At 69.2% G+C, this 26,652-nt stretch carries 26 protein-coding genes; 17 read left to right on the forward strand and 9 right to left on the reverse strand.

Annotated elements, in window-relative coordinates:
- Positions 1-15: 15 nt before the first annotated feature.
- The gene (locus HLA95_RS16535) at positions 16-351 is read left to right on the forward strand and encodes an STAS domain-containing protein (protein WP_223861596.1); all 336 of its coding nucleotides are present in this window, start codon (positions 16-18) and stop codon (positions 349-351) included.
- Positions 352-1,077: 726 nt separating this feature from the next.
- Here HLA95_RS16535 and HLA95_RS16540 read toward each other — a convergent pair.
- Both HLA95_RS16540 and HLA95_RS16545 read right to left on the reverse strand, forming a co-directional pair.
- Entirely contained in the window at positions 1,078-2,076 is a 999-nt protein-coding gene (locus HLA95_RS16540; protein WP_255592019.1) for a replication initiator protein A, read from the reverse strand.
- Positions 2,073-2,297, reverse strand: a complete 225-nt coding sequence (locus tag HLA95_RS16545; protein ID WP_222183884.1) for a hypothetical protein — start codon at positions 2,295-2,297, stop codon at positions 2,073-2,075. Before HLA95_RS16545 ends, HLA95_RS16540 begins: the two co-directional genes overlap by 4 nt.
- A gap of 126 nt (positions 2,298-2,423) precedes the next feature.
- Here HLA95_RS16545 and HLA95_RS16550 point away from each other — a divergent pair, with 126 nt between their 5' ends.
- From HLA95_RS16550 to HLA95_RS16565, 4 genes are all read left to right on the forward strand, one after another.
- Entirely contained in the window at positions 2,424-2,891 is a 468-nt protein-coding gene (locus HLA95_RS16550; RefSeq protein WP_191061524.1) for a YcgN family cysteine cluster protein, read from the forward strand.
- A gap of 170 nt (positions 2,892-3,061) precedes the next feature.
- Complete coding sequence (locus HLA95_RS16555; RefSeq protein ID WP_222183886.1) at positions 3,062-4,219, forward strand: extracellular solute-binding protein; 1,158 nt, start codon at positions 3,062-3,064, stop codon at positions 4,217-4,219.
- Between the two features lie 356 nt (positions 4,220-4,575).
- Positions 4,576-7,146 (forward strand): GumC family protein, encoded by a 2,571-nt coding sequence (locus tag HLA95_RS16560; RefSeq protein WP_255592030.1) that lies wholly within the window; start codon positions 4,576-4,578, stop codon positions 7,144-7,146.
- 158 nt (positions 7,147-7,304) lie between these two features.
- Positions 7,305-8,393: an ABC transporter ATP-binding protein gene (locus HLA95_RS16565; protein WP_191062426.1), complete on the forward strand. Its 1,089-nt coding sequence runs from the start codon at positions 7,305-7,307 to the stop codon at positions 8,391-8,393.
- Here the strand turns inward: HLA95_RS16565 and HLA95_RS16570 are convergent.
- From HLA95_RS16570 to cysD, 3 genes are all read right to left on the reverse strand, one after another.
- Complete coding sequence (locus HLA95_RS16570; protein ID WP_222183888.1) at positions 8,390-9,607, reverse strand: glycosyltransferase family 4 protein; 1,218 nt, start codon at positions 9,605-9,607, stop codon at positions 8,390-8,392. The genes HLA95_RS16565 and HLA95_RS16570 overlap by 4 nt on opposite strands.
- A 76-nt stretch (positions 9,608-9,683) precedes the next feature.
- Positions 9,684-11,546, reverse strand: coding sequence for an adenylyl-sulfate kinase (gene cysC / locus HLA95_RS16575; protein WP_191060681.1), 1,863 nt, complete (start codon positions 11,544-11,546; stop codon positions 9,684-9,686).
- Between the two features lie 40 nt (positions 11,547-11,586).
- On the reverse strand, positions 11,587-12,381 hold the full coding sequence (cysD, locus tag HLA95_RS16580; protein ID WP_191060680.1) for a sulfate adenylyltransferase subunit CysD: 795 nt from the start codon (positions 12,379-12,381) through the stop codon (positions 11,587-11,589).
- 381 nt (positions 12,382-12,762) lie between these two features.
- Here cysD and mgrA point away from each other — a divergent pair, with 381 nt between their 5' ends.
- The gene (gene mgrA / locus HLA95_RS16585; RefSeq protein ID WP_306422328.1) at positions 12,763-13,776 is read left to right on the forward strand and encodes an L-glyceraldehyde 3-phosphate reductase; all 1,014 of its coding nucleotides are present in this window, start codon (positions 12,763-12,765) and stop codon (positions 13,774-13,776) included.
- A 143-nt stretch (positions 13,777-13,919) separates the two neighbouring features.
- On the opposite strand, the gene HLA95_RS16590 is transcribed toward mgrA, so the two are convergent.
- The gene (locus HLA95_RS16590; protein WP_191061509.1) at positions 13,920-14,417 is read right to left on the reverse strand and encodes a GFA family protein; all 498 of its coding nucleotides are present in this window, start codon (positions 14,415-14,417) and stop codon (positions 13,920-13,922) included.
- Positions 14,418-14,498: 81 nt separating this feature from the next.
- On the opposite strand from HLA95_RS16590, the gene HLA95_RS16595 reads away from it, so the two are divergent.
- The 6 genes from HLA95_RS16595 (at position 14,499) to HLA95_RS16620 (ending at position 19,195) form a co-directional block, all read left to right on the forward strand.
- The gene (locus HLA95_RS16595) at positions 14,499-15,227 is read left to right on the forward strand and encodes a class I SAM-dependent methyltransferase (RefSeq protein WP_191061510.1); all 729 of its coding nucleotides are present in this window, start codon (positions 14,499-14,501) and stop codon (positions 15,225-15,227) included.
- A gap of 102 nt (positions 15,228-15,329) precedes the next feature.
- A complete protein-coding gene (locus HLA95_RS16600; RefSeq protein ID WP_191061508.1) occupies positions 15,330-16,118 on the forward strand; it encodes an SDR family NAD(P)-dependent oxidoreductase in 789 nt (262 codons plus the stop codon).
- Between the two features lie 106 nt (positions 16,119-16,224).
- On the forward strand, positions 16,225-16,737 hold the full coding sequence (locus tag HLA95_RS16605; protein WP_191061507.1) for a sigma-70 family RNA polymerase sigma factor: 513 nt from the start codon (positions 16,225-16,227) through the stop codon (positions 16,735-16,737).
- A complete protein-coding gene (locus HLA95_RS16610) occupies positions 16,734-17,477 on the forward strand; it encodes an anti-sigma factor family protein (RefSeq protein ID WP_222183889.1) in 744 nt (247 codons plus the stop codon). The genes HLA95_RS16605 and HLA95_RS16610 overlap by 4 nt, the downstream gene beginning before the upstream one ends.
- Before the next feature lie 93 nt (positions 17,478-17,570).
- Positions 17,571-18,677 (forward strand): catalase family peroxidase, encoded by a 1,107-nt coding sequence (locus HLA95_RS16615; protein ID WP_222183890.1) that lies wholly within the window; start codon positions 17,571-17,573, stop codon positions 18,675-18,677.
- A complete protein-coding gene (locus HLA95_RS16620; RefSeq protein WP_191060471.1) occupies positions 18,674-19,195 on the forward strand; it encodes a cytochrome b in 522 nt (173 codons plus the stop codon). Before HLA95_RS16615 ends, HLA95_RS16620 begins: the two co-directional genes overlap by 4 nt.
- Positions 19,196-19,257: 62 nt before the next feature.
- On the opposite strand, the gene HLA95_RS16625 is transcribed toward HLA95_RS16620, so the two are convergent.
- Entirely contained in the window at positions 19,258-20,664 is a 1,407-nt protein-coding gene (locus tag HLA95_RS16625; RefSeq protein ID WP_191060470.1) for an amidase, read from the reverse strand.
- A 223-nt stretch (positions 20,665-20,887) separates the two neighbouring features.
- On the opposite strand from HLA95_RS16625, the gene HLA95_RS16630 reads away from it, so the two are divergent.
- Positions 20,888-21,103: a DUF1127 domain-containing protein gene (locus HLA95_RS16630; protein WP_191060469.1), complete on the forward strand. Its 216-nt coding sequence runs from the start codon at positions 20,888-20,890 to the stop codon at positions 21,101-21,103.
- A 3-nt stretch (positions 21,104-21,106) separates the two neighbouring features.
- Here HLA95_RS16630 and HLA95_RS16635 read toward each other — a convergent pair whose 3' ends face one another.
- On the reverse strand, positions 21,107-22,066 hold the full coding sequence (locus tag HLA95_RS16635; RefSeq protein WP_191060468.1) for a hypothetical protein: 960 nt from the start codon (positions 22,064-22,066) through the stop codon (positions 21,107-21,109).
- A gap of 269 nt (positions 22,067-22,335) precedes the next feature.
- On the reverse strand, positions 22,336-22,737 hold the full coding sequence (locus tag HLA95_RS16640) for a helix-turn-helix domain-containing protein (protein WP_191060467.1): 402 nt from the start codon (positions 22,735-22,737) through the stop codon (positions 22,336-22,338).
- Positions 22,738-22,910: 173 nt separating this feature from the next.
- Here HLA95_RS16640 and HLA95_RS16645 point away from each other — a divergent pair, with 173 nt between their 5' ends.
- The 4 genes from HLA95_RS16645 to HLA95_RS16660 all read left to right on the forward strand — a co-directional run bounded on the left by HLA95_RS16645 (position 22,911) and on the right by HLA95_RS16660 (position 26,625).
- A complete protein-coding gene (locus HLA95_RS16645; protein ID WP_306422329.1) occupies positions 22,911-23,180 on the forward strand; it encodes a BolA family protein in 270 nt (89 codons plus the stop codon).
- Positions 23,181-23,265: 85 nt separating this feature from the next.
- A complete protein-coding gene (locus HLA95_RS16650; RefSeq protein ID WP_222183891.1) occupies positions 23,266-24,477 on the forward strand; it encodes an MFS transporter in 1,212 nt (403 codons plus the stop codon).
- 156 nt (positions 24,478-24,633) lie between these two features.
- Positions 24,634-25,215, forward strand: coding sequence for a peptidoglycan L,D-endopeptidase MepK (mepK, locus tag HLA95_RS16655; protein ID WP_255592020.1), 582 nt, complete (start codon positions 24,634-24,636; stop codon positions 25,213-25,215).
- Positions 25,216-25,401: 186 nt separating this feature from the next.
- A complete protein-coding gene (locus tag HLA95_RS16660; protein ID WP_191061663.1) occupies positions 25,402-26,625 on the forward strand; it encodes an MFS transporter in 1,224 nt (407 codons plus the stop codon).
- Positions 26,626-26,652 lie beyond the last annotated feature (27 nt).

The following is a 26,652-nucleotide window of genomic DNA, read 5'->3' on the forward strand; positions in this document are numbered from 1 at the left end:
GAGTAGTGGTCGGTGATGGAACTGAGCAGCGCGCGCAAGGGCGAGGTCCTGGTGGTGAGCCCGGCGGGCGACCTCAACGCTGCATCCTGCGGACAGCTCGAGGCGGAACTCGCCGGCCACGCCGAGAACGGCTGCCGGCGGATCGTGCTCGACCTCAGCCAGATCCGCTACGTGTCCTCGGCCGGGCTGCGGGTGTTCCTGGTGGCGGCACGGCGGCACGGCAAGGACGGCAGCTTCGTGCTGGCCAGCCCAAGCGATGCGGTGGCGCAGATCCTGAAGATGACCGGGTTCGACCGGATCGTCCGGGTCGAGCCCAGCCTGGACCAGGCGCTGGCAGCAGCGGCCGCCTGATCGGCCGGCATCGGTCGGACCTGGAAGGGCCGGGGACCGCCGCATCATGAACAATCCCGGACTTCCGGGATCACCATGGGTCGGGCGCTCCACGCCACGAGCCCGAACAGGCCGCCCTGCCGGCGTCTGCAGGGTGCCGCGCCGTTAAGGAGTTAAGATATTTCAGGAGTTAGAAAGTTAAAGGGCCGCGAATCCCAACAGGTACAACCGGTTAGCAGTGGTTTCTGTGAATGATGTACCGGATCGTGGTGAATGATGTACCGAGCAGCCGCGTGGACGAAGTACCGACCTCGCGTGGATGAAGTACCGAGCAGGCACCGCGTGAACTTTCGCGTTTATGTGGGTGAAGTACCGAGCTTCGAGCCTCCGACGTCGGCGCTGCTCTGCCTGCCGCTGCCTCATACGGTACTTCGTTCACCGAGAGCGGCAGCCCGGTCTGGCACTGTGGGACCCTGAAAGCTGCTGACCGTCCGTCCGTTTCAGACCCCTCCGCCTGCCTATGGCGGATTCGCGGGTCATGTGGACGAAGTACCGACTCCGGTCCCTGCCAATGCGTGGACGAAGTACCGATATGGCCGAGGCCATCCGTGAACGAAGTACCGAATCTCGGTACATCATTCACGCAAGCGAGGGCGTGAACCGCCTGTCCATGCGGACGTTGCACGGCGCAATGTGGACGAAGTACCGAACCGGTCTTGCCGGCGATGTGGACGAAGTACCGACTCGTCAGCCGGCCCGCGGCGAGAACACCACCAGCAGCCGCTCGTTGGAGGCCCAGCGCCGGCCGTCGAACCCGTCATGCTCGACCGCCTGGCGGTCTGCGGGATCGAAATTGATCGCGATGTGGTAGTCGGGCAGGTCGTCGTCCTCGACGATCTTGCGCAGTTGCGGCTTGAAGAAGCGCGCTTCCATCACCGAGCCGCACTTGTCGATCAGCTTGGGCAGCGAGATCACCCAGCGTGACTGGGAGCCGCAATGCTTGCGGGCCAGCTCGTAGAGCCGGCGCTTGAGGCCCATGCTGATCTGGAAATATTCTGGGCTGATCGTCAGGACGCGGCGGTCCTTGACGATCGCCCGGAACATCCAGTCGTTGAGGGTGATCTCGCAACCGGCCATGATCTTCTTGCCGGTGCGGGTCTTCTTCTCCAGCACGCGGAAGGTCTCGATCCAGCCGAAGCCGCGCCGCTCCTTGATGTCCTGCGACTCGATGGTGGTGACGATGGTGGTGGAGCGCAGCCGGTAGATCGCGTCCAGCAGCAGCTCGTAGGCCCGCTTGCCCGAGCCGCGGCCGGTCACCTGCAGGAGATTGTGCGCGTTGAAGCGCACGGTCTTCTCCACCGGCATGCCCCGCTCGATCCGGTCGTTGATGATCGAGGCCAGGTAGATCAGGACGTCCTTGTCCCAGATCGTGGCGATGCCACGGTCGCCCGGCCGGATCTCCACCCGCACCTTGCCGTCGTCATAGATCATGGGCTTGGTGCGCGGCGTCTTCTGCAAGGAGAAGAACGGGAACTCCATCAGCGCCCGGTCGTCCTTGAAGGGTGCGCTGATCAGGCTGTCGAGGAACAGGTCCACCTGCCGGCCGGTGGCGGCACCCTCGCCATCCGCGGCGAGCCGCCGCCTGGTTCGGGCGGTGCTGGCCGCCTCCTCGGCCGGCCCCTGCCCCGCGGCACCGCCCTCGGCCTCGGCAGCGCGCGGCACCATGTGGACGATGTTCCGAATCATCGGCGCTCCCCGTCGCGGCTCTCCGGGCGGCGCCGGTCGCGGATCTCGGCCGCATCGATCCGGTAGCCGGCTCGCGCCAGCGCATCCAGGACCAGCGCGCGCATGGTGGTATCGTCCTCGGCGACCCGGGTGCGCAGCTGCCGGAGCACGTCGGCCGGCAACAGCACGGTGAGCTTGCGATCGGGTGGCCCGCCCTGGGGCGGCGGAGCTGCTGGTGCCATAGGCACGTACTTACGGCAGTTCGCCGGAGCCTGTCCACTCCCGCATCAGGCGAATTCATGCATGGTTGCCGAACGCCCTCGCCGTCGCCACCTCGGGCGGGAACGAAACTTTCGATGGGATCGGCGATGCGCCGCCGCAGCCGCGCCAACCATGCCGGGACCGGCGCCCTCGCACCGTTCTGGCGCACCAAGAACCTGGATGAGCTGACGCCCAAGGAATGGGAGTCGCTGTGCGACGGCTGCGGCCTGTGCTGCCAGATCCGGGTGGAGGACGAGGACACGGGCGAACTGGCGTTGAGCGACGTCGCCTGCCGCCTTCTCGACCTGTGCACCAATCGCTGCAGCGACTACGGCAATCGCCACCAGCGCGTGCCGGACTGTGTCGCGATCACGCCGGAGAACGTCTACGAGCTCACCTGGCTGCCGCACAGCTGCGCCTATCGGCTGGTGGCGCATGGATACGATCTGCCCGACTGGCATCACCTGGTCTGTGGCGACCGGCAGCGTGTCCACGAGGAAGGCCCATCCATGCTGGGGATGCTCGTGAGCGAGGACGAGGTCGACTGGAGCGCCCAGGGCGAGGCCGAGGACTGAACACTTCGGCGCGGCCCGCGTAATCGGCCGAAGTCGTCATTTCATGTCCCGATGCGGTCTTGACCGGTTCTGGCTGCATCAGGACACTTCTTACCATGGCGGGGCGCTCTGCCGGCATGTCGCCGACCATGGTCGCGCCCACCCGATCGAAGGGGGGATAGTTGTGCACCATGACCGAGACGAGCAGCACGATCGAGGCGGCACGGAACTGGCGCCGGCGCGAGCTGGGCAGGCTGGCACTGGGTGCCGGGATGGCCGCCGTGGCAGCACCCTGGGTCGGCCGGCATGCCGCGGCCGCGGGCGTGGTGAAGGTCTACGCCTGGTCAGACTATGTCTACCAGGACATGATCGACAGCTTCCAGAAGGAGACCGGGCTCGACATCGAGCTGTCCAAGTTCGGCAGCAACGACGAGCTGTTCAACAAGCTGAAGGCCTCGGGCGGCGCCGGCTTCGACCTGGTCATGCCGACCACCACCGAGGGCCCGCAATGGTATGATGCGGGCGACCTGCTCCAGCCGCTGGACGAGAGCAAGATCGACATCGAGGCCATCTATCCCTCGATCTACGAGCGGTCGGTCGACCTCGGCGGCACCTATCGCGGCAAGCGCTACATCCTGCCCTTCAACTGGGGCACGGAGGGGATGACCTACGACAGCAGCGCGTTCCAGGCGAGCTATGGTACGCTATCGCTGGGCGATCTGTGGCGGCCCGAGATGGTCGGCAAGGCCACGGTGCGGCAGAAGTCGGCGCTGATCGCGATCGGCCGCACCATGGACGCGGAGGGCAAGCTGAAGTCCAACGGCATGCTCGACGCCTACAAGGACAAGGAAACCTCCCGGAGGATCTTCGACCAGATCGTGCCGGTCGCGATCGAGCTGAAGAAGAACATCAAGAAGTTCTGGAACAGCGCCGACGACCAGTACACGGCGTTCAACCAGGACGGCTGCGTCATCGGCCTCACCTGGGACGGGCCGGGCATCGTGCTCAGCCGGACATCGGGCGGGCGGATCAGGTACCTCATGCCCAAGGAGGGTGGGTTCGCCTGGCTCGACGGCATGTCGATCCCGACCGGGGCCGAGAATGTCGAGGGCGCCTATGCCTTCATCAACCACATGTACCGAGCGGACATGGGCGCGGCGATGGCCAACCAGTCCGGCTACAACAGTGTGGTGGCGGAGGCCGTGCCCCTGCTCAAGCCGGAGGCCAAGGCCGCGTTCGAGGCGGCTTATCCAGAGGGTGCGGTGGACAATCTGTGGTGGTGGCCGATGGTGACGCCCTGGTTCAATCCGGTGCGGACCGAATACGTGGAGAAGTACACGGCCGCCTGAGGTCCGGGCCAGACAGGACTGTGGTTCGACTGCTGAGCCATCCGGTAAGGATGGCTCGCTCCTGTTCTTAACCGGAGAGCGAAAAGCTTGTTTCGATGGGCGACATCGCCGCAGGCGGGTCGACTACAACATGCTTTCCCGTCATAGCGTTTCGCTGTTATGGACTGCTTTGGGTGCAGTGCAGCGGACGCTGATTCGATCGGAAACGCAGCAGAAGAAGACCATGCCGGTCTGCATGGACAGCTAGGGTGTGTCTTGTTCTGGGGTTTCCTCGATCACGTTCCATCAGCATCCGATCACGCTTCCGCGTGCCTGACCGGGCGCCGAGCCACCCCTGACGTGATGTGACCGTGATCATGGCCGACGACCAGTACCGATATCCTCCGCAGAACCAGGTCGCCTACCGCCCGGCCGACTATGAGGGCGAAGCCGACGGGCCGAATCTGGGCCAGCTGGCAGCGACCCTTTGGCGCCGCAAGGCGATGATCATCGGCATCGTGGTCCTGGGCACCGGGCTTGCCGGGCTGGCTGGCCTGTCGATGACCAAGAAGTACACCGCCAAGGCCATGGTGGTGGTCCAGGGCCAGAGCTCCAATGTGGTCAACATGGAGCAGGTCGCAGCCGGTCTGGAGGCGAACCCGACCACGGTCGAGACCCAGATCCGCGTGCTCCAGTCGGCACCGGTGATCGACCGGGTGATGACCCGGCTCAACCTGTTCGACGACGAGGAGTTCCGCCCGTCCGTCGAGGAGGGCGAGGAAGGCCAGGTTCTGGTCTTCACCCTGCCGGAGCCCTGGAGCGGCTATCTCGCGACCGCGGCCTCGTTCGTGCCGAACAGCTGGCTGATCGCGACTGGCCTCGCCAAGGAGCCGGTGGTCGCCAGCGAGCTGATCCAGATGGCGACGCTCGACCAGGAGGCCCCGCTTCCTACGGCCGGCGCGGGCGACGGGCTGTCGGCTGCGCCCGGCGATGCGGCGCCGGGGGCGGTGCCGGATGCCGGCATGCCGGCGCTCTCGGCCGAAGCACCCGTCGAGCCGGCTGGTGCCCTGCCGGACGTTCAGGCGGTCCCGATGGCCACGGCAGACCCGGCCATGGCGGGTGAGCCGCCGGCACCGGTGGTGGACCCGCTCACCAGCGGGCCGTATGGCGAGCAGTTCTCCACGGCCTTGGCCGCCGATCCCTATCGTCAGGTCGCCCGGGACAAGTTCCTGCGCAACCTCACCGTGTCCCCAGAGGGCCGCTCCTTCGTGATCGGCGTGTCCTTCACGTCCGAGAGTCCGGACAAGGCCGCGCGGGTCGCGAACCTGCTGGCAGAGAGCTATGTCCAGAGCCAGATCGACCAGAAGCGCCTGACCACCGATCAGGCCGGGGACTGGCTGGGCCAGCGGGTGGAGGAGCTGCGCAAGGAGCTGGAGCAGATCGAGGCCCAGGTCCAGCAGTACCAGATCGACCACAACCTCACGTCCGGCGACCGGACCGACCTGACCGACCTGCAGCTGACCAACATGAACCAGCAGCTGCTGGCTGCCCAGGCGCAGCAGGCCGGGCGGGAGGCGCGGCTGCAGTTCGTGCGCGAGTTGAAGGCCAAGGGCCAGCCGCTCGACACGCTGCCAGAAGTGCTGGCCTCGCCGCTCGTCCTGCAGCTGCGGGCCCAGGAAAGCGACCTGGAGCGCCAGGAAGGCGAGCTGCGCGCCACCTTCGGCGCCAAGCATCCGCGCGTGCAGCTGATCGCCACGGAGAAGGAGAAGCTGCGCCACAGCGTCAACGGCGAGATCGAGCGGATCATCGCCAACATGGAGAACGAGGCGCAGGTCAACGCGGCACAGATCGCCGTCCTGCAGGAGCAGCTGGGCCAGGCGCAAGGCAAGAGCGGCGAGGGCATGGTCGCGGAGGTCGGCCTGCGCGAATTGGAGCGCGAGGCCCAGTCGACCAAGCAGCTCTACGAGAGCTTCCTGCAGCGCTACAAGGAGACCCGCGAGCAGCAGCAGATCCTGGATTCGGACGCGAAGCTTCTTTCTGCCGCCCAGCGTCCGGTCCAGCCGTCCACGCCCGGCCTGCCGATCTTCCTGGCGGTCGGCTTCGTCGCCTCCTCGCTGCTCGGCAGCATGGGCGCCCTGCTCCTGGAGCGGATGGACAAGGGCCTGCGCTCGGCCGAGGACGTGGAGCGGTATCTGGGGCTCCTGCGGGTCGGCCTGATCCCGCAGACCAAGGAGATCACGGCCAAGCGCCCCGCCTGGCGGTTCCTCAAGGACAAGCCGCTCTCGGTGTTCGCGGAATCGGTGCGCGGGGTCGGCACGGCGATCCGGTTCGCCGATGTCGACAACCCGCCGCGGGTCATCCTGGTGACCTCGTCCGTGCCGGGCGAAGGCAAGAGCACGCTGGCGCAGAGCCTGGCGGTGATCTCGGCGGCGGCCGACCACCGGGTGCTGGTGATCGACCTGGATACCCGCCGTCCGGTGCAGGCGAAGAATTTCGGCGTCGAGCCCGCCAATGGCGTGGTGGAGTTCCTGGGCGGCGAGGTGAGCTTCGAGGACGCGGTGGTCCAGCATCCGGGGTCGGGCGTGGACCTGCTGCTGGTGCGCCGCAGGCCGACCAATCCGGCGGCACTGCTGGAAAGCAAGAAGCTCAGGACCTTCATCGAGGAGGCACGCAGCACCTACGACTACGTGATCCTCGACACCCCGCCGGTGCTGGGCGTGAACGACGCGCTGCTGCTCTGCCCGGTGGCGGACACGGTGGTGTTCGTGACCCAGTGGGCCGAGACCAAGCATCAGCTGGCGCATAATGCGGTGCAGGCGCTGCGCGGTGCGCGGGCCAAGCTGCTGGGCGCGGTGCTGACCAAGGTCGACGTCAAGAAGCACAAGCGCTACGGCTACGGTGACGCTGGCGAGTACTACGGTACCTATACGAAGTATTATTCCGAGTAGTTCCCTCCCTCCATTCGCCATGACGCGCCCGCCAGTCCCGGACTGGCGGGCGCGTACCGTTTTGGGTTGGTGGGCTGCGTCGCGCAGCCACTTCCACCGCCGCCCGGGCATCATTACGCTTTCGCCCCTCGGCAACGGCAGCCTGGGGATCCGCCGCGATGAACGGCCAGAGCATCTCGCTGGAGGGGGTCACCATCCGGTTCGGGGCGTTCACCGCGGTCAGGGATGTCAGCCTGCGCATCGAGCCGGGCGAGTTCTTCAGCTTCCTGGGCCCGTCCGGCTGCGGCAAGACCACCATCCTGCGGATGATCAGCGGCTTCATGGAGCCATCCGAGGGCCGCATCCTGATCGGCGAGAAGGACATGGCCGGGATCGGGCCGAACCGCCGCCCGACCGCCCTGATCTTCCAGAACCTGGCGCTGTTCCCCTTGATGAAGGTCTGGGAGAACGTCGCGTTCGGGCTCGAGGTGCGCGGCGTGGCCAAGGCGGCACGGCGCCGGCGCGCCGAGGAGCTGCTGGAACTGGTGGCCCTGGGCAGCCAGGGCGAGAAGATGGTGGCGGAACTGTCCGGCGGGCAGCGGCAGCGGGTCGCGATCGCCCGCGCACTCGCGGTCGAGCCTTCCGTGCTGCTGCTGGACGAGCCGCTCTCGGCGCTGGACCTGAAGCTGCGCCAGCACATGCGCGCCGAGCTGCGCACCCTGCAGCGCCGCACCGGCGTCACCTTCGTCTACATCACGCACGACCAGGGCGAGGCGCTGACCATGTCCGACCGGATCGCGGTGATGAGCAACGGGCGGATCGAGCAGACCGGCACGCCGCAGGAAGTCTATGACCGCCCGGGCACCGCGTTCTGCGCGACCTTTGTCGGGGAGAACAATGCCTTCCCCGGCCGGATCGTCGAGGTGGCGGACAGCATCGCGGCACTCGACACCCCGCACGGCCGCCTGCTCGGCCGCTGTGGCGATACCACCCGGCCGGGCGACGCGGCCATCCTGTTCGTCCGCCCGGAGCGGTGCCGCCTGGTCGACGGCCAGCCGGTCGACAACCGGGTCGACACGCGGGTGATCCGGGTCGACCTGGAGGGCGCCTATGCCAACATCGTGGCGGAAGGGCCGGGTCGGGAGCTGTCGGTCCATCTGACTAACGGTGGCGGCCTGATCGACACGGCACCCGGCAGCCTCGTCACCATCGGCTTCGACCGGCAGGCGGCCCTGGTGCTGCCGGCAGGCAGCCTCGCCCAGACCTAGGAGCGCACCGGGTCCGGCCGGGCGTCGGGTTCGGACGGAACGGCAGGCCAGTCCTGGAACCCGCGTACTGCGCCGGTCAGGCCGGGCGGGGCCTGCAGGTGCGGCAGGCCGCCTCGGCCGAGAGCCTCGATCACGGTCAGCGTCCGGGCAGCGGCCGTGTCCCAGTCGAACAGGCGGACCCGCTGCAGGCCCCGGCGGCGCAGCTCGGCGGCGCGGGCAGGGTCGGTCAGGATCGCCTGCATCGTCCGGGCCAGCAGGTCCGGGCGCTCCGGATCTACCGTGGGTGCGGCGTCGCCCACCACTTCCGGGCACGCGCCGCCGGTCGAGGTCACCACCGGCGTACCGCAGGCCATCGCTTCCAGGAGCGGGATCCCGAAGCCCTCGTAGCGGGACGGGAAGACGAAGAGCTCCGCCAGCGACAGCATGGCCGGCAGGTCGGCATCGGCGATCCAGCCCGGCCGGTGCACCCGGCGCGCCAGCTCCGAGTCGGCCAGTTGCGCCAGCTCCCGCTCGCCGTGAAAGGCCGGGCGTCCGGCCAGCACCAGGTCGTGCGGCACGGCCGGCGCCAGGAGCTGGAACGCTTCCAGCAGCCCGGCCACGTTCTTCTGCCGGTAGATGAGCCCGAGATAGAGGACGAACCGCTCAGGGAGCCGGTAGCGGCGGCGCACCTCGTCCAGATGTCGCTGGTCGGTCACCGGGGCGAAGCGCTCGGACACGCCGTGATGGATCGTGCAGGACCGCTCCTGCGTGAACGGGAAGCGCGTGGCCAGGCGCTGGCGGCTCTCCTCGGACACGCTGATCGTGTAGGCGGCCTTGCGCAGGTAGAGCGGCAGGGCCACGGCCTGATAGGCCCGCAGGCGCCAGCCATAGTTCTCTGGCACCACGAACCAGTCGGCTCCGTGGAGCACGAACAGGCATGGCGCCTTGGCCAGGAACGGCATCGAGTGCTTCGGGTTGAAGATCACATCGACCTGCCGGGCATTGCACCAGCGGGGCACCACCCACTGATCCCAGGCGAGTCGGCTGCTGGCCGGCAGCACGACCGGCTGGGCATTGGGCAGGTCCTGCCAGTGCCGCACCTGGTCCGGCTCGTCGAGCAGCAGGTCGAAGCGATGCCCGCTGCCCTGCCCTACCAGCCGGCGCACGATCTCGCGGGTATAGGTGCCGGTGCCGCCGTCCTCCGCGACATGCCGCATCATCACCGCGATGCGCATGCCACCTCGCCGCCGTCCCGGTGCCCGCCAGCATCGGGCAGAAGGCTTGCGGGGCCGGCCAGGCCGGCCCGTCCCGTCATATCGCGAATTGCTGGCGGACGAAGTTCATCAGCACCTCGATGCACTCGGCCTCGCTCTGCCGGTCGGTCTCCACGATCACGTCGGGATGCTCCGGCTCCTCGTAGGGCGCCTGGATCCCGGTGAAGTCGGTAATCGCACCGCTGCGCGCCTTGCGGTAGAGGCCCTTCGGGTCGCGGGCCTCGCAGGCTTCGAGCGACGCCTTGACGTAGATCTCGCGGAACCGCTCGCCCGCCGCCTCGCGCGCCCGCTGCCGGTCGGTGCGGTAGGGCGAGATGAACGAGGTGACCACCAGGAAGCCGGCATCGGCGAACAAGGCCGCGACCTCGCCGATCCGGCGGATGTTTTCCGCCCGATCCTCCGGCCCGAAGCCCAGGTCGCGGTTCAGGCCGGAGCGGACATTGTCGCCGTCCAGCACATAGACATGCCAGCCCTTGGCGAACAGTTCGCGCTCCAGCGCCAGGGCCAGGGTCGACTTGCCGGCACCCGACAGGCCGGTCAGCCAGAGCACGCCGCCGGCATGGCCGTTGCGCAGGGTGCGCGCCTCCCGGGTCACGGCATGGCCCACCGCATGGACGTTGGTCGCCTTGACCGCGAGCTGGCGCCGCTGGTCGGGATAGCCCTCCATCGAGACCAAGCCTGCGGCGACGGTCAGGTAGTCGTCGACCAGGACGAAGCGCCCGGTGCCGGGCACGCTGCGATACTCGTCCAGCGCCAGCATGCGCGTGCTGCGGAAGATCACTTCCGCCGCCTCGTCGCGCTCGACCCGCTCCATCTGCCGCTCGCCGAGATCGGTGGTGTCGATGACCTTCTCGATCTTCTCGACGACCACCGGCGCCTCCACGGTCGCCAGCTTCAGCGTATAGCTGCGGCCGACCTCGAGCGGCTTCTTCGACAGCCAGAACAGCTTGCCACGGAACACGTTGGTCAGGACCGGCGGGTTCTCCACATGGCTGATGATCTCGCCGCGCTCGACGAAGACCTGCTCGTCCAGGGTGATGCCGACCGCCGCTCCGGCGACCGCCGAGGTCGGCGGCTCCGGCACGTTCCAGGCTTCGACCGAGGCGATCTTCACCACCTTGCCCGACGGCGAGAACAGGATCTGCTGGCCGGCTTCCAGCCGGCCGCTCTCGATCCGGCCGGCGATGATCCGGCGCTGATCGAACTTGTAGACGTCCTGCACCGGCAGGCGCAGCGGCGCCTCGATCCCGCGGGTGCGGGGGTGGAACTCGTCCAGCACGTCCACCACCGCCGGGCCCTGGTACCAGAGCATCCGCTGGCTCTTGGTCGCCAGGTTGTCGCCGTCGCGTGCGGCGATCGGGATGATGTGGGTAGGCTCGATGTCCAGCGCGTTGAGGTTGCCGCGGATCGCCTCCGCCACCTTGCCGAAGCGATCGGCGTCGAAGCCCACCAGGTCCATCTTGTTGACCAGGACCGCGACCTGCCGGATGCCCAGGAGGTGGAGCACATAGGCGTGGCGGCGCGACTGCTCGCGCACGCCCTCCTCGGCGTCGACCAGCAGCAGCGCCGCATCGGCCGCCGAGGCGCCGGTCACCATGTTCTTCAGGAACTCGCGGTGGCCGGGCGCATCGATGATGATGTAGTCGCGCTTCCTGGTGGCGAAGCGGATGCGGGCGGTGTCGATGGTGATGCCCTGGTCGCGCTCGGCCTGCATGGCGTCCAGCGCGAAGGCCCATTCGAACGGCATGCCGCGCTTGGTCGACATGGCCTGCAGCGCCTCGAACTTGCCCTCGGGCAGGGAGCCGGTGTCGTGCAGGAGGCGGCCGATCAGGGTGGACTTGCCGTGGTCCACGCTGCCGACGATGACGATGGCGAGTTTCTGACCGCTGTGGTCGGGCATCTTGGTCGTTTCCGGGCGGATCGGATGAGCGGGCGGAGGATCAGAGGTAGCCGGTCGCGCGCAGGCGCTCGAAGCTGTCCTCGGCCTCGTGATCCATGGCGCGGCCCGAGCGTTCCGCCACCTTGGTGGTCTCCAGTTCCGCGATGATCTCGTCGATGGTGGATGCAGTGGACGGCACCGGCTTGGTGATGTCCTCGTCACCGAGCGAACGGTAACGCATGCCGTTCTTGGCGAAGTACAGGTCGATGGCCGGGATGTTCTCGCGCTTGGTGTAGCGCCAGATGTCCAGCTCGGTCCAATGCAGCAGCGGGTGGATGCGCACGTGCACGCCCGGCGGGAAGCTGGTCATGTACTGCTCGAACACTTCCGGCGGCTGGTCCTTCAGGTTCCAGGAACCGTCCTCGCTGCGCGGCGAGAAGTAGCGCTCCTTGGCCCGGATCGCCTCCTCGTCGCGGCGGATGCCGGCGACCAGACCGGTGAACTGGTGCTTGGCCAGTGCCGCCTTCAGGCCCAGCGTCTTGCGCGCGGCCGAGCGGGCGGCCGGCGGCAGGGTCGGGTCGGTCATCTCGACCGGCGGGCACTCCTCGCGGATGAAGTTCAGGTTCCACTCCTTGGCGTAGCGGTCCCGGAACGCGTACATCTCCTTGAACTTCTTGCCCGTGTCGACGTGCATCACCGGGAACGGCACGTGCCCGAAGAACGCCTTGCGGGTGAGCCACAGGACGACATTGCTGTCCTTGCCCAGGGACCAGAGGATGGCGGGGCGCTCCAGCTTGGCGAACGCCTCCCGGAGGACGTAGACGCTCTCGGCCTCGAGCTCGTCGAGATGGGACATGGTGCCTGGATGATCCGATGGGGTCAGGTGCTGTGACAAGGTTCCGGACGCCGTGGCGGAAGCCTGGATTCCTGAAAGATGCGTCGAGCCATGCCCAAACAGGGCGTACCGGGTCAACGGTCCGATCCGCGCAGGCATATCCGGAATCGCGCGGCGGTGCCGATGGCCCGGCGACCCCCAGATCCGGCATCGCTGCAGGCGGGGGAAGCACGAGATCCGACAGGTCCGCCCGGTCTATAAGATTGTTGACCAGAAAACTCCAGTTTCTTGCCCCCGTCGATCGTTGCGCCGCCGCTACGGTCGGCCCGGCGCCTGCGCGGTGGACAGAAGGGCATCCTGGCCGCAGACCGGGTGGGCTAGATCGAAGGCGGGATGATGCCGATGGCGCTGGACTGGCAGGCCGATGCCGGCCGCTACGGGACGATGACCTACCGACGCTGCGGCAAGAGCGGCCTGAAGCTGCCGGCGATCGCGCTCGGGCTCTGGCAGAATTTCGGCGGCATCGATGCGCCGGAAACCGGCCGCGCGGTGCTGCACCGGGCGTTCGATCGCGGCATCACCCATTTTGATCTGGCCAATAATTATGGCCCGCCGCCGGGCTCGGCCGAGGAACTGTTCGGCCGGGTGGTGGCCTCTGATCTGCGGCCTTATCGCGACGAGCTGATCGTCTCGACCAAGGCCGGCTACACCATGTGGCCCGGCCCCTATGGCGACCACGGCTCGCGCAAGTACCTGCTCGCCAGCCTGGATCAGAGCCTGCGCCGTATGGGGCTGGACTATGTCGACATCTTCTACAGCCACCGGCCGGACCCCGAGACGCCGCTGGAGGAGACGATGGGGGCGCTCGCCCAGGCGGTGCGTTCGGGCAAGGCGCTCTATGCCGGCCTGTCCAACTACCCGCCGGAAATGACCCGCCGGGCGGCGGCGATCCTCCGCGAGCTGGGCACGCCCTGCCTGATCCACCAGCCGCGCTACTCCATGCTGGACCGCACCGCGGAAGGCGGGCTGCTGGACGCGCTGGACGAGGGCGGGATCGGCTGCATCGTGTTCTCGCCGCTGGCCCAGGGGCTGCTCAGTGCCAAGTATCTGGATGGCGTGCCGCAGGGCTCGCGGGCCAGCCGTGGCACGACCTCGCTCAAGCCCGAGCGGGTGACGCCCGAGCTACAGGCACGGCTCCGGGCGCTGAACGAGCTGGCGAAGGGGCGCGGGCAGAGCCTGGCGCAGCTGGCGCTCAGCTGGGTGCTGCGCGACGGGCGGGTCACCTCCGCCCTGATCGGCGCCCGCGACGTCGCCCAGCTCGACGACAGCCTGGCGGCACTGGCGGCGGGACCCCTCACCGCGGACGAGATCGCGGCGATCGAGCCGCACCTGCCGGCACCGGGTTCAGCCGCCTGAATCCCGTGTCGAGAGTTTTCAAGTCGTTGATTTGGCAGGGCTGCTCGGGTTCGTTCGTGCAAAAAGCATGATGATGCCGGCCTTATGGGCGTCGGCGCCAGGCCGGCATGGGTGACCGCCGATCATGCCATGACCGGGGCGGTTCAGTCGACCCATTGGCCGTGCCGCTTGTGCCAGTCGGCCAGCGACAGTTCCGGGTAGAGCTCGAACTGCTGGTCGGCCTTGCCGATCTCCGGCACCACCCAGTCCGGCTTGAAGCGCAGCATCATATGGACCAGGGCTTTCGGGCGCGGCAGCTCGCTGTCGATCGCTGCGGCGAACGGATGCACCAGTTCCGGCCATTCCGGCGAGAACAGCCAGAGCGCCGTGCCGCAGCCCGCACAGAAATTGCGCTCGGCCGTGGACAGCTCGCAGGTACCGTCGTCCTGGACGATCTGCGCCTGGTACATCTCCACCGCATCGTGCGGATCGTCGATCCGGAAGGAATCCGCGTCGGCGCCGAGATTGACGGCATAGCCGCCTCCCCCGGCCGTCTTGCGGCAGATCGTGCAGTAGCAGCGCTGATAGGGCACCGGAGTGTGGCTCTGGCAGGTGAAGCGCACGGCACCGCAGCGGCACGATCCGTTCAAAGTAAGGGGCATGGCGGTACTCCGGCTTGTCTGGCTTCAGGCAAAGCCATATCGGGCACACGGTGCAAGGCCATGTTCGAGACGACCTCGCCGATGGCGCAGAACATCTACGACCGTGCGGACTTCTTTGCCGCCTACAGCCGGTTGCCGCGCTCGGTCCAAGGACTGGCCGGCGCCCCGGAATGGCCGGTCCTGCGGGCGATGCTGCCGGACCTGAGCGGGCGGCGGGTGGTCGATCTCGGCTGCGGGTTCGGCTGGTTCGCCCGCTTCGCCCGGGCCGGCGGTGCCGCAGCGGTGCTGGGGATCGACCTGTCGCGCAACATGCTGGCGCGGGCCCGCGAGCTGACGGACGATCCGGCGATCACCTACCGGCACATGGACCTGGAGCGCCTGGAACTGCCGGAGGCGGCGTTCGACCTCGCCTTCAGCGCGCTGACCCTGCACTACATCACCGATCTCGACCGGCTGGCCGCGACCGTGTGCCGCGCGCTGGTGCCGGGTGCGGACCTCGTGCTCAGCATCGAGCACCCAATCTACATGGCCTCCCTGCAGCCGGGCTGGCTGGCACACCCCGACGGGCAGCGGACCTGGCCGGTCGACCACTACGCCGTGGAAGGCGAGCGCCGGACCGACTGGCTGGCCCGAGGCGTGGTCAAGCAGCACCGGATGCTCGGCACGACGCTGAACACGCTCATCCGGGCGGGCTTCACCATCCACCGGGTCGAGGAATGGCGACCCTCGCCCGAGCAGCTCCGCGCACAGCCGGAACTCCTGGAGGAGCAGGACCGGCCGATGCTGCTGCTGATCGCGGCGCGCCGCTGATCCGCCGGCATCGTGCACCCTCGACAGGCTTCTTCTTCGGCGTCATCACCCGGAGCGAAGGCCCGCCCGGCAAGGATGCGGGCCCAGGTCAGGGAGAGCGCAATGCCTTATCAGCTGGACGGCAAGAGCATCGTCATCACCGGCGGTGCCCGTGGGATCGGGGCGGAGATCGCCAAGGGGCTGGCCGCCGAAGGGGCCAGGATCGTGGTGGCCGACCTCAGCGCCGATTCGACCAAGTCGGTGGTCGACGCGATCAAGGCGGACGGCGGGACCGCGATCGGGTTCGGCGCGGACGTGCGCGACCGTGGCCAGGTCCAGGCGATGATCCAGGCGGCGGTGGCGGAGTTCGGCCGGCTGGACGTGATCTTCAACAATGCCGGAATCGCGCAGGTCCAGCCCTTCCTCAAGATCACCGAAGACGACTGGCACAACGTCATGGACGTGAACGGGCTGGGCGTGCTGATCGGCATGCAGGAGGCAATCAAGGTCTTCCTGGCCCAGGGTGGCGGCGGCAAGGTGATCAACACCGCATCGATTGCCGGCAAGCAGGGCTACGACCCGCTCGCGCACTACTGCGCCAGCAAATGGGCGGTGGTGGCGCTGACCCAGGCGGCGGCGCGCGCGTTCGGCAAGGACAAGATCAACGTGAACGCGATCTGCCCCGGCGTGGTCGGCACCGAGATGTGGAAGGTGATCGACCGCGGCTTCCAGTCCCACGGGCTGAGCCAGGGCGAAGATACCTCCTTCCACGACATGGCAGCGCAGGCCGTGCTCGGCCGGCCCTCGGTGGCGACCGACCTGGTGGGCGTCGCCAAGTTCCTGGCCTCGCCGGATTCCGACTTCATGACCGGTCAGTCGCTGCTGGTCGACGGCGGCATGGTGTTCGTCTGACGGACCGGCCGGCATTTTTTTCGTGTGGATCGGCGAATAATCCCGCTGGCCGATCGTCCGACATCCGAACGCACCTGCAACGAGGAACGCGGCCGGATGGCGGACAATGCCGGACATCGATGATGCGGAGCTGCGCCAGCTCCTGCCGCGGCTGCGCCGGTTCGCGCTCTCGCTGACGCGCGATCCGGCCAGTGCGGACGATCTGGTCCAGGCCAGCCTGGAGCGGGCCCTGTCGCGCTGGGACACGAGGCGCGCCGACGGGGACATGCGGGCCTGGCTGTTCGGAATCCTTTATCGCCAGTTCATTGACGGGAAGCGGCGCTCGCGCCGGTTCCTCCGGCTGCTGGGCTGGCTTGCCGGGGAGCCGGAGCCGGCAGCGGCCTCGACCGAGGACCTGGTCCTGGCCAGGGCCGCGCTCGGCGCACTGGGTGAACTGCCGGACGAGCAGCGGGCATTGCTCGTCCTGATCGTGGTCGAGGGCGCCTCCTATCGTGAGGCGGCCGAGATCCTGGGCGTGCCGATCGGCACGGTCATGTCCCGCCTGAGCCGCGCCCGGCAGTTTTTGCGCAGCACGGTCGATGGGGAGGCCGGGCTGCCCCGGCTGCGAGTGGTCCGATGAACGAATCCCATGTGAGCGAGGCGGACCTGCATGGCTTCGTCGACGGGCAGCTCGGCCCGGCGACACGACGGCAGGTCGAGGCCTATCTGGCGGCCAGGCCCGATCAGGCCGCCCTGGTGGCCGGCTGGCAGCGCGATGCCGAGCGGCTGCGGGCGTCCATGGCCAATCCGACGCTGCTGCCGGCCAATCCCGCGCTCGAACCGCTGCGGCTGCGCCAGGCGCTGCGCCGCCGCCGCCGGCGACGAGCGGCACTGGCGGCGACCCTGGTGCTGGGGATCTGCCTGGGTGCCGGGGGCGGCTGGCAGCTCCGCGCCACCGTGCCGGGCAGTGGAGCCCAGCCGATGGCCGATGCCATCCAGGCGCATCGCCTCTTCGCCGACACCGAAACCGGGCCGCCGCCCAGCCTGCCGCCCGACACGATCCAGCCCTGGCTGGCCGCCCAGTTCGGCCATGGCGGCGGGCTGCCGGACCTGGACGAGCTGGGACTCCGCCCGGTCGAAGGCCAGGCCCTGGTCACCAATGACGGTGCGGCGGCACTGGTGCTCTACGCGGACTCTAGCGGCAACGAGGTGAGCTTCTACATCCGGCCGCGGCCCGGGCGTACGATCGAGGGTGCCCGGACCGAAGGCGGCCTGCTGGCGCAGTATTGGACGCATGGTGCGTACAGCTATGCGGTGGTGACCCGGGCCGATGACCCACGCGCGGCCAAGCTTTCGCAGCTGCTCGCACCCCGTACCTAGACCGGCAAAAGGGCGGGTGCGGTGCGTGCCGCCGCATCCGCCGGGCTGCTGGCCTGAACGATCCCGCGGCTTCGGGCTGCGAAGGAGGTAGGCTTGTCCCATCATCTACCACACGAAGCCCAGGACGGACCGGGCCCGGTCCGGGGGCCGGCCGCCATCGTGCGCTTGGCCGCCATCGGTGCGGTCGTCCTGACCGCGGCTGCCGGCTTCGCCTATACGGGCGGGTGGCTGACCCCTGCCCGGCTCTCGCCGGAGCGGGTGGTCGATGCCCTGGAGGCGAACAACGGCCAGCATCCGGGCTTTCGCCGCAACCATGCCAAGGGCATCTGCATCGCCGGCACGTTCACGGGCAACGGGACCGGCCCAGCCCTGTCCAGGGCGAGCGTGTTCACGGGCGCCGAGGTACCGGTGGTCGGCCGGCTGGCCCTGGCCGCGGGGCGGCCGGACGTGCCGGACGAGACGAGCCCGGTCTGGAGCATGGCCCTGCGCTTTCTACCGGCGGACGGCGACGAGTGGCGCACCGGCATGAACAACATCCCGGTGTTTCCCGTGCGCAATGTCGAGGAGTTCGCGGGCTTCCTGGCGGCCACGCGGCCCGACCCCGCCACCGGCAAGCCGGACCCGGCCGCGCTGCAGGCCTTCCTGGGCGCCCATCCGGCCACGGCGGCGGCGCTGCAGGCGATCAAGGCCGCGCCGGCGGCTGCGGGCTTTGCGACCGCCACCTATAACGGGCTCAACACGTTCCGCTTCGTCAACGCGGACGGCGAGGTGGCCGCAGTGCGCTGGTCGATGGTGCCGGAGCAGGCGGCACCGTCCGGCCCGGCACCGTCCGGCCCGAACTATCTGTTCGACGAGCTGATCGAGGCCGTGCGCCAGGGGCCGCTGCACTGGCGCCTGGTCGTGACGGTCGCAGGCCCCGACGACGTCACGGCCGATCCCACCGTCGCCTGGCCAGCTGACCGGCAGCAGGTGGAGGTCGGCACCCTCACGATCGCGTCGGTCGAAGGCGAGGATACCGGCAGCTGCCGGGACGTGACCTTCGATCCGCTGGTCCTGCCGGCCGGGATCGAGCCCGCCGACGACCCGATCCCTGCGGCACGCTCGGCGGCCTATGCCGAAGGGTTGCGCCGGCGGGATGGCGAGGCGAAGCGGCCGAGTGCCGTCCAAGTCTCCGCCGTGCGAGTGGGAGAAGGGGGATGAACGCGCGCTTCACCGGTCCGGCTCGCCTGTTCCACTGGCTGATGGCGGTCCTGATCCTCGCCATGCTGTTCATCGGGGTGGGCATGGTCTCGACCGTCTCGACCCGCTACCAGCTGCTGGTCGGCATCCACCGGCCGCTCGGCATCGCGATCCTGGTGCTGGCCCTCGTCCGGCTGGGCTGGCGGCTCGGCCATCCGCCGCCGCCCCTGCCCGCCGACCTGCCGGCCGTGCAGCAGGCGCTGGCGAAGCTGTCGCACTACCTGCTCTATTTCCTGATGTTCGCCCTGCCGCTGGTGGGCTGGGGCATGCTTTCGGCGCAGGACTACCCGGTCCAGCTCTGGCCGGGCCTCCATCTGCCGCCGATCCTGCCGGCCAGCCCGATGCTCTACGCGGCGTTGCGCTCGGCCCACGGCATGCTGGCCTACCTGTTCTTCGCCACGATCCTGGCCCATCTCGCCGCTGCCCTGATGCATGGGCTCGTCCGGCGCGACCGCGTGTTCTCCAGCATGGCGCCGTGAGGCGAGGATGATCCCGCCCCCACCCGGCGCAGTCCGGGGTGGGGTGCGGGAACTGCCCGTCGTCAGACCGGCGGGTGCCTGGTGTGCCAGTCGGTCGCCTGCTGGAAGGCGTGGCCGGCGCAGAGCAGCACGTCCTCGGACAGATGCGGGCCGACCAGCTGGAAGGCCACCGGGATGCCCTGGTCGGAGAAGCCGCAGGGCAGGGTGATGGTCGGGCTGCCGCTCATGTCGAAGGGGGCGGTGTATTTCAGCAGGGTGGTCAGCTCCTTGGGCTCGCTGAGCGCCAGGCGCTCCAGGCTGGGCCCGGCCAGGAACAGGCCCGGCACCAGGACCAGGTCGACTTGGCGGAAGACCCGGGCGAGCCGGCCCTTGAACCGATCGCGCTCCACCGCGATCTCCGCGATCCGCTGCGGGCTGACCCCGCGGCCGATCTCGATCAGGCCGGTGAGTGCGGGGCCGTACTCGTGCCGGCGGCTGGGATAGGTCTCGGCATGGACGAACGCGGTCTCGTAGCCGCAGAACTCGACCCAGCTCTCCAGGACCGGATTGCTGTCGGGGAAGTCGATGTCGACCAGGGTGGCGCCGATCGAGCGCAGGACTTTGGCTGCGGCATCGGTGAGCTCGGTGACCTTGTCCTCGACCCCGGTCGTGTTGAAGCGCCGGTCGATGCCGATGCGCAACCCGCGCGCGCCGAACACGCCGGCCGCCTGGACCTTGCCCAGATAGTCCGGCACCGGGGCCAGCAGCGTGGTGGGGTCGTTGTCGTCCTCGCCGGCGATCGCCTGGAGCATGGCGGCGGCATCGGCGGCGCAGCGGGTCATGGGGCCCAGATGGTCCAGCGATTCCGACAGGATGAAGGCGCCGTAGCGGCTGACCCGGCCCCAGGTCGGCTTCAGGCCGGTCAGGTTGTTCATCAGCGACGGAAAGCGGATCGAGCCGCCCGTGTCCGAGCCGATGGCGCCGTAGCAGAGCCCGGCCGCGGTCGCCACGCCCGAGCCCGAGGACGAGGCGCCGGCCCAGTACGCGCTGCCCCAGGGGTTGCGCGGTGCCGTCACCGAGGGGTGGTGCTCGGAATAGGCGCCCTCGGTCATCTGGAGCTTGCCCATCGTCACCGCCCCTGCCGTGGCGAGCTTGGCCGTGACCGTGCCGTCCTCCTCCGGCACGTATTCGGCATGGATCGCCATGCCGCCGGAGGTGCGGATGCCCTTGGTGAAGCACAGATCCTTCAGCCCGACCGGCACGCCATGGAGCGGGCCGCGATAGCGCCCGGACATGATCTCGGCCTCGGCCCGGCCGGCCTGTTCCATCGCGAGCTCAGGCGTGACGACGGTGAACGCGTGCAGCTTCGGCTCGAGCGCCTCGATGCGGTCCAGGACCGCCCGGGTGACCTCGCGCGGCGAGACCTGCCTGGTGCGGATCAGCTCCGCCACGTCGACGAGGTTGGCATAGGCGAGCTGGGTTGGTTCCATGAGGGCATGTCCTTCCTGATCTCGAGGGGCCGAGGGCCTGATGTCGCGGGTGGGTCCGGCAAGGCGGATCCACGTGCAGGGACCGTTTCGCTGCGGCCTGGCGGCACTGTCCAGGAAGTTCCACAGAAATCCACCGCTCTCCATCCAGATCCCGTTCCGCCATGCCTGCGAAAGGATAGGATCCTAAACCTCGCCGGCCCAGGACCGGGCCAGGAGAAGGGCAATGGCACTGCAACTGGTACGGGTAACCACGGCAGCGGAGAACGGGGTCGGCACACGGCGTGCTCTGGCGCGGCTCTGGCGCTTTGGCTGGTGCTGCTTCGACCGGGTGGTCCAGCGCCGGGCCCTGGCGGGGCTCACCGACGGGGAGCTGCGCGACATCGGCGTGTCCCGGCAGGATGCGCGCCTGGAGGCGGCCAGGCCGTTCTGGCGGGCCTGAGCTTCAGGAACCGGCTGCCTGGCCGTTGCGCGTGATCCAGGCCTGGTCGAGCAGCTCGACGACCGCCCGGAAGTCGGCCGCCATGATCTGGTCGATGCCGGGCCGCAGTGAGCCGGTGAGGAAGCGGGCGATGCGCCGGTCGGCCTCGTCCGGGTCGTCGAGGATCAGGCCCAGGCCGGAAAGATCACGGGCGACCGATGCGTCGGCAGGCAGATAGGCGTCGTGCGTGGCGAGGCCCCGGCCCCCCGCGGGCAGGCGGACCATCAGGATCCGGGTCACGGACGGGACGCGCTCCGGCCCGAGAATGGTGGTGCCGCACATCAGCCCGCCCAGCACGCTGACCGGCGGCGAGGGGCCGAACAGGACATGGAGGAGCTGGGCGCCGGCGTGCGGGTCACGCAGGTCCAGCTGGAGCCCGTGGGGTGTCAGGGTGAGCGGACCCTCGGTCTGGAGCTGGCCGTGCGGCAGCGCCTCGGCATAGGCGGCGCGCGGCTGGGCGCTCGATGCCGGCAGGGTGATGCTGAGGCAGCCGCGGATGAGCCGGCCGGCGAAGTAAGGCGACCAGGCGTGGGAATAGCAGGCATATTCGCCCACCAGTTCCTGCACGCCGTCCGGGCGTTCGCGATGCCCGGTGCCGCGAAAGGCCTCGGCCCGGCGCAGCATGGCCGTACGCTCGGCATCGGCCTTGGGGCAGACCGCGTCGAGAAAGTCCTCGACGCTGCACTCGGCGATCCAGGCGCCCGGCCGCCCCAGGCCTAAGAGGCTGGACCAGTCCTCGTAGAGCGCCATCTCGCGCGGCTTCGAGCGGCCCTGCAGCCATTTATGCGCCCGCTCGAGATCGAACGACGTCGCGGGGTTCGCCCGGCGGAACGCCAGGGCCAAGTCCTTGCGAGTGATGGCGCCCAATGCCGCGGCGGTCAGCGACAGCTTGACGTCGATGGCGTGGCCGATCGTTTTCGCCATAACCTGCCAGGACCAGGGTGAGGATCAGTCCAGTATCCAGGCGCTGCCTTACAAGATCCCGGACCCGCCGGCCACTGGCTGCTGCGGCATACCCGCACGGGCGGCAGCTGGCGTGCAATCGCGGGCACGGCACTGCTGGCGCTAGCCTACTCGACGCAAGCCGTTGCCCGAGCGGCAGCCGCGCGAGATGAAGGAGCTCGTCTCGACCAGGGCCGGCCAGCCGGTCGCCGGTACCGGTGCTGTGGAGCCGCAGGACCTTGAGCCGCCGTTCATTCCTCGACGCTGGCCAAGGCCCGGGCGAGGCTGCAGATCGCTTCCTGGTGACGGCGGCTCGGCACGGCGATGAAGTTGCGGGCGAGTTCCAGGAGCATGCGCTGCTGGGGCGGCGGGCTGGCGCCCGTGCTGTGGGTCATGCCCTCGAAGAAGAAGCCGACCTCCACCCCCAGCGCCTGGGCGATCTGGAAGAGCCGGCCCGCGGCGATCCGGTTGACGCCCTTCTCGTACTTGTGGGCCTGCTGGTAGGTCACGCCGATGATGTCGGCCATCTGCTGCTGGGTCAGGCCCAGCATGGTGCGGCGCGCCCGGATGCGGTTGCCCACGAACTTGTCGATGTCCTGGGCACGGGAGCGCCCGGCCCCCGCTGCTCCCTGCCGCTCCAGCTTGACGCTCATCCTGCTCGTCTCCGTCATGCCCAGACCCGCCAACCACCCGTCGCGGTTGCGCCTGGGGGCAACCTTAAGGCGTAAAGGTTAACGATCCGTTCACGCTGAAACCGGTCCCGGCCCTTGCCATCCGGATGCGGCGGCGGCAGATGCTGGCGCAACCTGGAGGGTTCGGGATGAGCATGAGCGAGCGGATCCGGCTGGCGCTGGCGCCGCTGGAACCGGTGGTGGTCGAGGTGGCGGACCAGTCGGCCGGCCATCGCGGTCATGGCGGCTGGCGGGAAGGCGGCGAGACCCATTTCGAGGTGCTGGTGGTGTCGCCGCGGTTCCGGGGCCAGAGCCGGATCGCGCGCCATCGCCTCGTGCACGAGCTGGTGGCGGACCTCATGGCCGAGCGGGTCCATGCGCTGGCGCTGCGCACCCTCACGCCCGAGGAAGCTTCCGCCGCCTGAGCGCCTGGGCGCTTGCCGCGTGGCGCGCCGGATCGTTAAGCAGGCGGCGGACGGCGCCCTCGCCCAGTCCGGTAGAGTGCCTGCCATGCGACCTGCCGCCGACCACGCCCCGACGCGCCTCCTAGCGCGGCCCAACCTCGCCTGGCTCGGCGCTGGCTTCGGCCTGTGCTACTTCTCCAGCTTCGGCCAGACCTTCTTCATCGCCCTGTTCGCCCGGGACATCGCCGCGATCGGCGGCCTGTCCCATGGCGGCTACGGTGCGCTCTATTCGGTCGCCAGCCTCCTGAGCGGCTTCACCATGCTGTGGCTGGGCGCGCAGATCGACCGGAGCGATCTGCGCCGGTTCTGCATGAGCGCGGTGGTCGGGCTGGCCGCAGCCTGCCTGCTCCTCGCGGCCGCGACCCATGGGCTGATGCTCATGCTCGCGATCTTCGGCCTGCGCCTGTTCGGCCAGGGCCTGATGAGCCATGCGGCGATGACGACCGTGGCGCGGCATCTGGGCAGCTTTCGCGGCCGCGGCGTCGCACTGGCAGCACTGGGCTTCAGCGTAGGCGAAGCCAGCCTGCCATATCTTACCGTGCAACTGCAGGATGTGCTCGGCTGGCGCCTAGTCTTCGCGGCGGCGGCCGTGCTGCTCCTGGCCGTGCTCCTGCCGCTGCTGTTCCTGCTGCTGCCGGCGGGCAGCGGCCGGCCCGGGCACGGGCAGGCCCCGGTCCGGCCGGCATTCTGGCTGCTGCGCGAACGGCGCTTCGGGCTGATCCTGCCGCTCATCCTGACGTCGCCCTTCGTCGGGACCGGCATCTTCTTCCACCAGGTGGCGCTGGTGGAGGCCAAGGGCTGGTCGCTCGGGCGGTTCGCAGCCGCGTTCGTCGCCTTCGCCGCGACCTCGGTGACCGGCTCGCTCGCCGCCGGCTGGCTGGTCGACCGGCTGGGCGCGATCCGGCTGCTGCCCTGGCTGATGCTGCCATTGGCCGCGGGCTGCCTGGTGCTGGGCAGCGGCGACCACACGGGGGTCATGTACCAGTTCATGGCGCTGGCCGCTCTCACCATCGGCGCCTATGCCACGGTCACCACCTCGGCCTGGGCGGAACTTTACGGGCTGGAAAGCCTGGGCAGTGTCCGTGCCCTCGCGTCTTCGGCGACTATCCTGGCCGCGGCCGCAGCACCGGGCGCCCTGGGCTTCCTCCTCGATGCCGGGGTGTCGTTCCCGGCGATTCTGTACGGCTGTGCGGGCTTTGCGGTGGCGGCCAGCCTGCTCGCGTCGTGGGGCCTGCGCGGTTCCCGCCGCCAGGCCTGATGCGGCATTGCCACAGTTCCTGTGGCTCACTTACCCGATTGCTTCGCCCGTAAGGAGACCCTACGGGAAGGTTCGGCCGCAAGAGCTTGAATTGACTGCATTGTGGGGCAGTTGCCTGCGGCCCTTCCCTCAGCCTTGTCTCGTCCGGGGGGACCCTTGCTCGATACCGTGCCGCGCGCAAAACTGACGCGCCGCTCCTGGCTTGGCGTCTGTCTCGCCGCTCCGATCGCCGTTGCCGCCACCGGCCTGCCCGCTCCTGCGCTCGCCCGCAGCAAGGCCAGGGGCATCGAGCGGATCCTGTCGTTCCATCACCAGAACACCGGCGAATCGCTCAAGGTGGTGTACAAGGCGGATGGCCGGCTGATCCCGGAGAACCTGCTGCGCATCGATCATCTGCTGCGCGACTGGCGGAACAACGAGGTCAAGCATATCGACCCGGACCTGCTCGACCTGCTCTGGGATCTGCAGCAGAAGCTGGAGGTGGAGGAGCGGATCACCGTCCTGTCCGGCTACCGTACGCCTGCGACGAACGCGATGCTGCGCCGGCGCCGGCGCGGGGCCGCAACCAACAGCTTCCACATGAAGGGGCAGGCGATCGACCTGCGGATCGCCGGCCGCAGCACCAAGCAGATCCGCAATGCGGCGCTCGCCCTCAATCGCGGCGGCGTGGGCTTCTATCCGAGCAGCGGCTTCGTCCATGTGGACACGGGCGCACCGCGCGCCTGGCGGGGCGTCTGACCCATCGGGCCAGGGCGGGCGCCCCGGCCGCCCGTGACCAGGCGCGGCGTCGCCGCGATCACAGCCAGCGCATGAACGGCGGCAGGCTGCCGCCCGGTGGTCGCCACTGCCGTCGCCTTGCGGCATGCTCCAGGCCGTAGCCACCCCAGCCGGCCGGCTGCTCCTCCGGATCGCGGGAAGTCGCTGATGGGTCCTTATGCCGCGGTGATCGCGGTCGTGTGCGGGGCGACGCTCCTGCAGTTCGCCAACGCGCTGTTCGCGATCCTGCTGCCGGTGCGGCTGACCCTGGCGCAGGCCTCGCCGGTGATGGTCGGCCTGATCGGCACGGCCTATGGCGCGGGCTTCCTGTTCGGCTGTGCGATCGGCCCGCGCCTGGTGCGGCGCGTCGGCCATATCCGGGCATTCGCGGCACTGGCCGCCGCCTGCGCGCTGGTGGCCATGGCGTTCGAGGCCACCGCCTCACCCTGGCTGTGGATCCTCCTGCGCTTCTTGATGGGCGGCGTGCTGGCGGCGCTGTTCGTGGTGGTGGAAGCATGGCTGGCCGCCGCCACGCCCAGCGATTCGCGCGGCGGGGTGATCGCCTTCTACCTGGTGGCGATCAAGGCCGGGGTGATCCTGGCCCAGACCTGGTTCGCCTTCGGCGACCCGGAGGCCGGCTTCTGGATCGCGCTCGCCGTCGCCGGCTTCATCGCGGCCCTCATCCCGATCACCCTGACCCGCACCCGTGAGCCGCCCACTCCCACCGAGTTCGGCTTCCGCCTGCGCGAGCTCTGGCAGACCGCGCCGGCGGCGGTGGTGGGCGTGATGGGTGCGGGGCTGATCAACGGTGCGGTGCCGGCCCTCTTGCCGGTCTGGGGCGACACGATCGGCATCGGGGTGAGCCTGCCCGTGGTGCTGCTCTCCGCGATGCAGCTGGGCTCGCTCGTGGTGCAGTGGCCGCTCGGCCGCCTGTCCGACCGGATCGACCGGCGCTGGGTGATCGTCGCCTGTCTCGCCGGCGTGGCCGCGGTCTCGGCGCTGCTGGGGCTGGCGCCGCCCGTGGGCGACGTGCCGCTGCTCTTGGTGTTCGTGCTGTTCGGCGGGGTGGCGCTCAGCTTCTACGGGATCTGCGCCGCCCATGCCGCCGACCATGTCGCGGCGGCCGGCGGGATGACCCGGCTGGCCTCGGGCATGCTGTTCATCTGGGCGATCGGTGCGGCGATCGGCCCGCTCATCGCGGCGCGGCTGATGGAGCTGGTGGGACCAGCGGGCCTGTTCCTGTTCTGCGGCACGGTGACCGGGGCGGTCGCCGCCTTCGTGCTGTTCCGCATGACCCGCCGCTCCCCGGTGCCGCCCGGGCACCGGCCGGGCTTCGTCAACCTGCCCGCCACCTCGCCCTCGATCGGCCAGATCGACCCGCGCTCCCGCTGACGGGCCACTTCTGGCCGTGTAGGCTCC

The organism is Geminicoccus harenae (assembly GCF_019800005.1).
GTDB classification, from domain to species: Bacteria; Pseudomonadota; Alphaproteobacteria; order Geminicoccales; family Geminicoccaceae; genus Geminicoccus; species Geminicoccus harenae.